This is a genomic window from Sulfitobacter sp. AS92 (genome assembly GCF_038900015.1).
In the GTDB taxonomy this organism is placed as follows: Bacteria; Pseudomonadota; Alphaproteobacteria; order Rhodobacterales; family Rhodobacteraceae; genus Sulfitobacter.
Genome location: NZ_JBBMQL010000003.1, coordinates 557,077 through 563,758, shown reverse-complemented (window position 1 = coordinate 563,758; position 6,682 = coordinate 557,077). Strand labels below are relative to the sequence as shown.

8 protein-coding genes are annotated in these 6,682 nt (G+C 56.6%); 1 reads left to right on the top strand and 7 read right to left on the bottom strand.

What is annotated here, in order from left to right; all coding sequences use genetic code 11:
- Positions 1-316: 316 nt before the first annotated feature.
- Positions 317-1,195, bottom strand: a complete 879-nt coding sequence (locus WNY61_RS08920; RefSeq protein WP_342851101.1) for a mechanosensitive ion channel family protein — start codon at positions 1,193-1,195, stop codon at positions 317-319.
- Between the two features lie 169 nt (positions 1,196-1,364).
- On the opposite strand from WNY61_RS08920, the gene WNY61_RS08915 reads away from it, so the two are divergent.
- Positions 1,365-1,523 carry a YqaE/Pmp3 family membrane protein gene (locus WNY61_RS08915; RefSeq protein WP_342851100.1) on the top strand — a complete coding sequence of 53 codons (159 nt, stop codon included), beginning with the start codon at positions 1,365-1,367 and terminating at the stop codon, positions 1,521-1,523.
- A gap of 68 nt (positions 1,524-1,591) precedes the next feature.
- On the opposite strand, the gene WNY61_RS08910 is transcribed toward WNY61_RS08915, so the two are convergent.
- From WNY61_RS08910 to WNY61_RS08885, 6 genes are all read right to left on the bottom strand, one after another.
- Positions 1,592-1,765, bottom strand: a complete 174-nt coding sequence (locus WNY61_RS08910) for a CsbD family protein (RefSeq protein ID WP_342851099.1) — start codon at positions 1,763-1,765, stop codon at positions 1,592-1,594.
- Positions 1,766-2,176: 411 nt separating this feature from the next.
- The gene (locus WNY61_RS08905) at positions 2,177-3,136 is read right to left on the bottom strand and encodes a D-glycerate dehydrogenase (protein ID WP_342851098.1); all 960 of its coding nucleotides are present in this window, start codon (positions 3,134-3,136) and stop codon (positions 2,177-2,179) included.
- Between the two features lie 6 nt (positions 3,137-3,142).
- Positions 3,143-3,304 carry a hypothetical protein gene (locus WNY61_RS08900; RefSeq protein WP_342851097.1) on the bottom strand — a complete coding sequence of 54 codons (162 nt, stop codon included), beginning with the start codon at positions 3,302-3,304 and terminating at the stop codon, positions 3,143-3,145.
- Positions 3,305-3,316: 12 nt separating this feature from the next.
- The gene (locus WNY61_RS08895) at positions 3,317-4,678 is read right to left on the bottom strand and encodes an amidase (protein ID WP_342851096.1); all 1,362 of its coding nucleotides are present in this window, start codon (positions 4,676-4,678) and stop codon (positions 3,317-3,319) included.
- Positions 4,668-6,086, bottom strand: coding sequence for a TRAP transporter large permease subunit (locus tag WNY61_RS08890; RefSeq protein ID WP_342851095.1), 1,419 nt, complete (start codon positions 6,084-6,086; stop codon positions 4,668-4,670). The genes WNY61_RS08895 and WNY61_RS08890 overlap by 11 nt, the downstream gene beginning before the upstream one ends.
- Entirely contained in the window at positions 6,083-6,667 is a 585-nt protein-coding gene (locus WNY61_RS08885; protein ID WP_342851094.1) for a TRAP transporter small permease subunit, read from the bottom strand. The genes WNY61_RS08890 and WNY61_RS08885 overlap by 4 nt, the downstream gene beginning before the upstream one ends.
- Positions 6,668-6,682: the final 15 nt, after the last annotated feature.

Below are 6,682 nucleotides of genomic sequence, written 5' to 3'. Positions count from 1 at the left end.
CCGTCTGGCGCCCCGTTGGTGCATCTCTGCGCCGCCGGTATGGGGGGTTCTAAGGTTAGTGACGCAGACCCGCAAGCAGAAATTTGAGAAAAGGCGACATTTCTGGGAACTTATAGGTAAGTGACTGTTTATAAGGCTGTTTTATGGGCGCCAGCTGCTTGAATTCAGCCCCTGCCCTCGAAGTTACGCTATGCAGAGGCACCGAATGAGGGTGAATCGGCCGCGATTCCGGCGATGCCTGACTGAATCGCGGCGGACGAGATCAGATAGTCACGACTGCTTCGATGCCCCTGCCCTACACTACACTATATAGACATTAATCTTCGCCATCCTCTTGGCGTGGACGGGTCAGCGGCAAAGGCTCTTTGAAAGTAAGCGTACGGTAAGGGAATGGGATTTCCAGGCCGGCGTCGTCCAACCCACGTTTCACGGCCGTTACCACTTCGTCCTTTGAGCGCCGTTGCTCGACAGGGGTCGAACCCGTCCACCAAGTCACTTCAAAGTTAATGGATGAAGCCGCGAACTCTTGAGCGAAGATTTGGATCGGATGGTCGCCTTGCTCAACCGTCTCACAGCTTTCTACGGCTTTGGTGATAACGCTACGGGCCTCATCGACATCCACATCATAGGCCACACCGCAGATAATTGTTTGGCGACGGTGATCTTGGTCGGTTCTTACATAGACAGGGTTTTTGAAGAGCATCGCGTTGGGTACGATCACCAACTGTCCGTCGGTCTGACGGATGTGGCTTTCGCGGATGGCGATATGAGCCACCTTTCCCTCGATCCCCTCACATTCGATATGATCCCCCATACGCATCTCGCGACGAAAGAGAATGATGATGCCTGCAAGGAAGTTCTCAAAGACATCTTTAAACGCGAACCCAATGGCGACCGAGCCGATGCCAAGCCCTGCAAGAATGCTTGCTGGTGTCAGACCAGGGAAGACGATCACTGCCGCGATCATAATCCCAAACACCCAGATTAAAATCGAGGTCAAAAGAATGAACAGGTCTTGCAGACTGCGGCGCAGCTTGGTCCGGGACAGCGCTCTATTCACCAGCGACCGCCCAAGTGCGGCGAGAGCCCAGGTTAAGACCAGAACCACGACAGCGACGGCTATCTGCGGCAAAAGCGCAATCGTGTCCCGCGCCATCTCAGTCACTTGGCGCCACATGATCCTGACTGGCTCCATCTCGTCCCTCCTCCGGCTTTTTATACAGCCTGCAACAATTCCCGCGCTGCGGCGAATGTTTTATGCCGCCCGCCCAATATCCCCCGACTGGCCAAAGCCGGGGCGCGGGCTAGCTCTCAGCAGAGATTAGGTTTTAAGGAAAGGACCCCGGCCGAGCTGGGGTAACGCTATGGATATCATCCGCATCATCGTCGCGATCCTGCTTCCCCCGCTTGGAGTGTTCCTGCAGGAAGGACTGGGGAAACATTTCTGGATCAACATTATTCTGACGCTGCTGGGCTATCTGCCCGGTATCGTTCATGCGCTCTATATCATTATAAAGAGATAGCAGCGGGTCGACACCCACCTGAGAGAGCAAAAAGCGCGTCACTGAAAATCAGAGACGCGCTTTTGTGATCAATCGGACAGTTTGTCCTTCGCATCGCCAGCACCTTTTTGCACTTTACCTTCGACCTGATCGGCCTGGCCTTCGCGCTTGAGGTCTTCGTTGTTCGTTGCATCGCCAGCTTCTTCTTTCAGCTTGCCGCCGATGTCTTTTGCTTTGCCTTTAGCTTGGTCTTCATTCGCCATGGGTGTTCTCCTCTATCAATGTAGAAGAGCAACGTCGGAAAGCAGGATGAGGTTCCGCAATGTCGGGCTGAGCGCAAATCAAAAACATTAAGATAGCGGGGGCGTTGTGATCGAGATGAAACTCTTGCAGGTTATGTAGAGATGGCTGATGCCGAAGTGCTTCAAACACCTATCAAAGGGGTGGCAAGCTAATCGAAGCTTCTTTCAATCGTACATCTCTCCAAATATGCGATCTATGACACCAGAGTTTCAGTTGCTGAACCGGTCAGGCCGCTTAAGGCGCAGCCTGCTTCCGTCTTAGTCCTGATTTTGTAGATCGGAGGTGTCGGTTTTCTCATGCAAGCCAGTTACCGCGCTGGAATCACTACATGAATCCCTTAAGAGATTTGTACAACAGAGCCCTGTGCGGTTCTAAAGCCTGTCAGGGGGCGTTTCGCCTCGGAAGAAGGCGTCGAGGTTATCGAGCGCCTTGAACCCCATCGCGTCGCGGGTCTTGACAGTGGCGCTGCCGACATGGGGCATCATCACGATGTTCTCATGCACCGCGAAAGCTGGGTTGCCGCCTGGTTCAGCGACAAAGCAATCGAGTCCGGCGGCACCGATGTGGCCGCTTTCTATTGCAGCGATAAGCGCGCTTTCATTAATCAGGTTGCCACGTGCGGTGTTTACGATGACCGCGCCCTTGGGCAGGCGAGCAAGCCGCTCTGCATTCATCAGGTTAACGGTTTGTGGAGTGGCGGGGCAATGCAGCGTCAGGAAATCGGAAGCTGCCAGCAAGCTGTCGAGGTCGGCATGGTAGGTCGCGCCTGCCTCTTCATCCGCATCAAGGCGGCTTCGGTTGTGATAGTGGATCTCCATATCAAAGCCTTGGGCCTTTCGGGCAAAGGAGCGGCCGACGCCGCCCATCCCGATGATCCCCAGCCGTGCGCCCGTCACTTGCTTTCCGACCAAAAATGCGGGGGACCAGAAATCCCAAGCACCGGAACGCACGATCCGGTCGCCTTGAACCGCATGTCTGGCCGCCGCCAGCATCAACATCATCGCAAGTTCAGCAGTCGCATCCGACAGCACGCCAGGGGTGTTGGTGACCACAATGCCCTTGGCCTTCAGCGCGTCCAGATCGCAATGATCGACGCCGACAGAATGGTTCGCCACGATTCTAAGCCGTGGGCCCAACTGCCCAACGACTTGTGCGCTAAAATATTCGGAATGGCAGGGGATGATCGCGTCGACCTTTGCGCTCATCTCGATGATATCCTCAGCAGTTCCAGGGCGGTCCGCAGGGTCCCATATGACTGAGTAGTCGCGCTGCGCACGTTCCAGCGTGGCGTCAGAGAGGGTGCGCGTGATCCAGAGTGTGGGTTTCGTCATGCTATTTCAGTCCCGCTTGTTACGGCTGGATGTGGCGAAATCATAGGCGACGAAGCCAAGCGTGATGAGGATGATAATCACCAGATCGGGGCTTGACACGTTGACGGCGAGGATCAGCAGGAACGCTGCGATGGTTAAGAAGGCCAGAAGGGCGAGCAAACGGTTCATATCATATCTTCCTTATTGTTCCACGCCATCGGCCCAGTTGAAGAGCCATTGGGCAGTCCGCATCAGGCGCGCGTCATTATCGCGGGCGGCGACCAGTTGGACGCCCATTGGCAGCCCTTCTTCCGAGGTGAGCAGCGGCAACGTGATGCAAGGCGTCCCACAAAGTGTCCATAACCCGTTGAAGATCGGATCGCCGGTTGTTTCCAACCCATTGGGGGCGGGCCCGGTGGCAGCAGGGCAAAGGATCGCATCGCAGCGCGTCAGCATCTCGTCTAGGGCCGCGTTCAACAGTTTCGGCATGTCGCAGGCCGAAAGATAATCACGCGCCGGAACGGCGTTGCCTTCTACGATTGCGTCGCGTGTTACTTGACCCAAGCTATCGCCCATGTCGCGGGCGTAGGGGTAATAGTGATAGGCCATTTCGGCAAAGTTGATCTTTTTGCGTTGCTCTGCGGCGTCGTCGAAAATCGCAGGCAAAGGCATCTCGAACGCCTGATCGCCGAGAGCGTCGACCAATTCATCGAAGGCACTACGCATCTGCTGATCTGCCGTGTCCCAACTGGGCGGTTTTACGAAACCAAAGACTGGGGCAATGGGCGGCTTGGACAGCGCCGCCGTGTGCAGCGCCGGGGTGGGCAGCGGGGCCGTCGCACTGTCCTCGGGATCGTCACCGAACAGTATCTCGGCCAGCAACGCGGCACCGGCGGGGTCGGAGGCAAATACGCCAACAGTGTCTAGTGTCGGAGACTGCGCAAGAATACCGCGCCGGGGGATTGCGCCGTATGTGGGCTTATAACCCGTGACGCCGCAAAAGGACGCCGGCCTGATAATGGACCCGCCGGTTTGGGTGCCAATGGCAAGCGGCACCATACCGTCAGCGACAGCAGCGGCGGAGCCTTGGGAGGACCCGCCAGGGGTATGTGCCAGATTATGTGGATTTGCCGTCTTGCCGGGATGCATGAAGGCAAGCTCGGTCGTGACCGTCTTGCCCATGATAATAGCCCCTTCCTTCTTGAGCCGCTCCACGACGAACGCATCCCGCAGAGGAATCCGGTTCGCATCACGAGTGCAGCCGTTCTCTGTCGGGATTTTCGCCGTATCGATCACGTCCTTCAATGCGACAGGCAGCCCGTGCAAACGCCCAAGCGGGCGACCGCTTCGGCGGTATGCATCGAGATTGCGTGCCTGCGCACGGGCAAACTCGGGGTCGAACCATGCCCACGCGCCGACTTCAGCCTCGCGGGCCTCAATCCGCGCGATGTAGCTGTCTACCAGCGTCAGCGCGTCCAGCGCACCGGATGCCAGACGATCGCGCAGCAGCGTCACACTGGGTGACGCTGCTATGCCTGCGGATTGGGACCTATCAGCGGCCATAGAACAACTCCGGCAGATAGAATACGATCTGTGGGAAGGCATACATCAGAACCATCGATAGGATGACGCAGAACAGGAACGGCATGACGCCGCTGAAGATCTGGGTCAGTCGCAGTTCCGGCGGCGCAATCCCCTTGAGGTAATAGGCTGACATCGCCATCGGCGGGGTTAAAAAGCTGGTCTGCAGGTTCAGGGCAACAAGGATGCCGAAGAACAGCGGGTCAATTCCAAACACCTCAAGCAGCGGCAGAAAAATTGGCACAAAGATGATGATGATCTCGGACCATTCCAGTGGCCAACCCAGCAGGAAGATGATCAGCTGCGCAAGGATCAGGAACTGGATTGGAGTCAGGTTCATGGATTGCACGAACTCGGAAATCACATGTTCTCCGCCAAGGTACGAGAACACGGCCGAGAAGGTGTAGGACCCCACGAACAGCCAGCAGACCATCGCGGTTGTGCGAACGGTCAAATAAACGCTTTCGCGCATCCGCTGCCACGTCATCGCCCGGTAGATGAAGGCAAGGAAGATACCGCCAAGGGCACCGATCGACGCCGCCTCCGAGGGGGTGGCCAGGCCGAACAGGATCGAGCCCAGAACGGCGAAGATCAGGAAGGCAAGCGGCACGAATGACGTGATAATTAACCAAATCAGTTTGCCCATGGGCACATCCGGCACTTCGTCGTCCGTAGGCTTTGGGGCCGCGGAGGGCTGGAGGATTGAGCGACCAACAATGTAGACAAGATAGAGACCTACCAGCGTCAAGCCGGGAAGCAGCGCCGCTGCGTAAAGCCGCACGATGGAGACGTTGGTCGCCGCCGCATAGACAATGAGCATGATAGAGGGCGGGATCAGGATCCCCAAGGTGCCACCGGCGCAGATAATACCAGCCGCAAAGGACGGATCATAGCGCGCTTTCAGCATCGCGGGCAGAGCCAGCAGGCCCATCAGCGTCACCACCGCGCCAACGATACCTGTGGCCGTGGCGAAAAGCGCACAGGTGATCAGCGCCGCCACACCCATGGAACCCGGTATGTTCTTGGACGCGATGTTCAGCGTGGTAAACAGACGGTCCACGATGTTGGACCGCTCAACGATATACCCCATGAACAGGAACAGCGGGACAGCCGTCAGAACCTCGTTCGACATGACCGTGAAGGTCTGGTTCACGAATAAGTCGAATATTCGGTTATTATAGAACCCTTCGAACCATAAAGACCAACTGTCCCAACTGCTTGCAGTTTCATCCAGCCGGTCAAAGCTGCGCCACATGCGGCCCGCGTCGTAATAGGCGTAGTAGCCAAAGCCGATACCCATTGCCATCAGCGTGAACGCAATGGGAAAGCCGAGGAAAACAAAGATGATGAACAGCCCCAGCATCATCAGGGCAATTTGCGGATCGGTCATGTGATATGGTCTTTCTCGGCCTTGTTGGCAGCGCGCATCAGAAGATCTTCGGTCTCGAACACGTCTTCATAGGCTTCCAGCCAGTAGTTATTGCGCATAGCGAGGATGCAGCGGCAAACTTGTGCCATCCCCTGAATAAAAAGAAGAATTCCAGCAGCGACGATCACCGTTTTGAACTGATAGATCGGCACGCCCGCCGGACTGTTGACCGACACTTCGCCGTATTGCCAGGACCGCGCGGCATATTTCCAGCCAGACAGGATGAGAGCGGTTACACCGGGAAAGAAGAAGAATATGTAAAGCACGATGTCGATCTTGGCCTGCGTCTTGGGCTGCAATAGCCGGTACAGGAAATCGCCCCGTACGTGACCGCCCCGCGACAGGGTATAGGCTCCGCCCATCATGAACAGAGTGCCGTACATGATAAACGACACGTCCAGCGCCCAGGCAGTGGGGTCGTTCAGCACATAGCGCACGAACACCTCGTAACCTGTGCCCAAGGACATCAACAGGATCAGCCAGGCAAATGCCTTGCCGAACCATGCGGAAAGATTGTCGGCGAACCGAATGAATGAGACCATGATGCTGGGATACCT

What these genes read in the sequence shown, in the direction of transcription:
- WNY61_RS08915 (WP_342851100.1), top strand. Translation starts at nt 1,365, where the DNA reads ATGGATATCATCCGCATCATCGTCGCGATCCTGCTTCCCCCGCTTGGA.
- WNY61_RS08920 (WP_342851101.1), bottom strand. Translation starts at nt 1,195, where the DNA reads ATGGAGCCAGTCAGGATCATGTGGCGCCAAGTGACTGAGATGGCGCGG.
- WNY61_RS08900 (WP_342851097.1), bottom strand. Translation starts at nt 3,304, where the DNA reads ATGAACCGTTTGCTCGCCCTTCTGGCCTTCTTAACCATCGCAGCGTTC.
- WNY61_RS08885 (WP_342851094.1), bottom strand. Translation starts at nt 6,667, where the DNA reads ATGGTCTCATTCATTCGGTTCGCCGACAATCTTTCCGCATGGTTCGGC.
- WNY61_RS08895 (WP_342851096.1), bottom strand. Translation starts at nt 4,678, where the DNA reads ATGGCCGCTGATAGGTCCCAATCCGCAGGCATAGCAGCGTCACCCAGT.
- WNY61_RS08910 (WP_342851099.1), bottom strand. Translation starts at nt 1,765, where the DNA reads ATGGCGAATGAAGACCAAGCTAAAGGCAAAGCAAAAGACATCGGCGGC.
- WNY61_RS08890 (WP_342851095.1), bottom strand. Translation starts at nt 6,086, where the DNA reads ATGACCGATCCGCAAATTGCCCTGATGATGCTGGGGCTGTTCATCATC.
- WNY61_RS08905 (WP_342851098.1), bottom strand. Translation starts at nt 3,136, where the DNA reads ATGACGAAACCCACACTCTGGATCACGCGCACCCTCTCTGACGCCACG.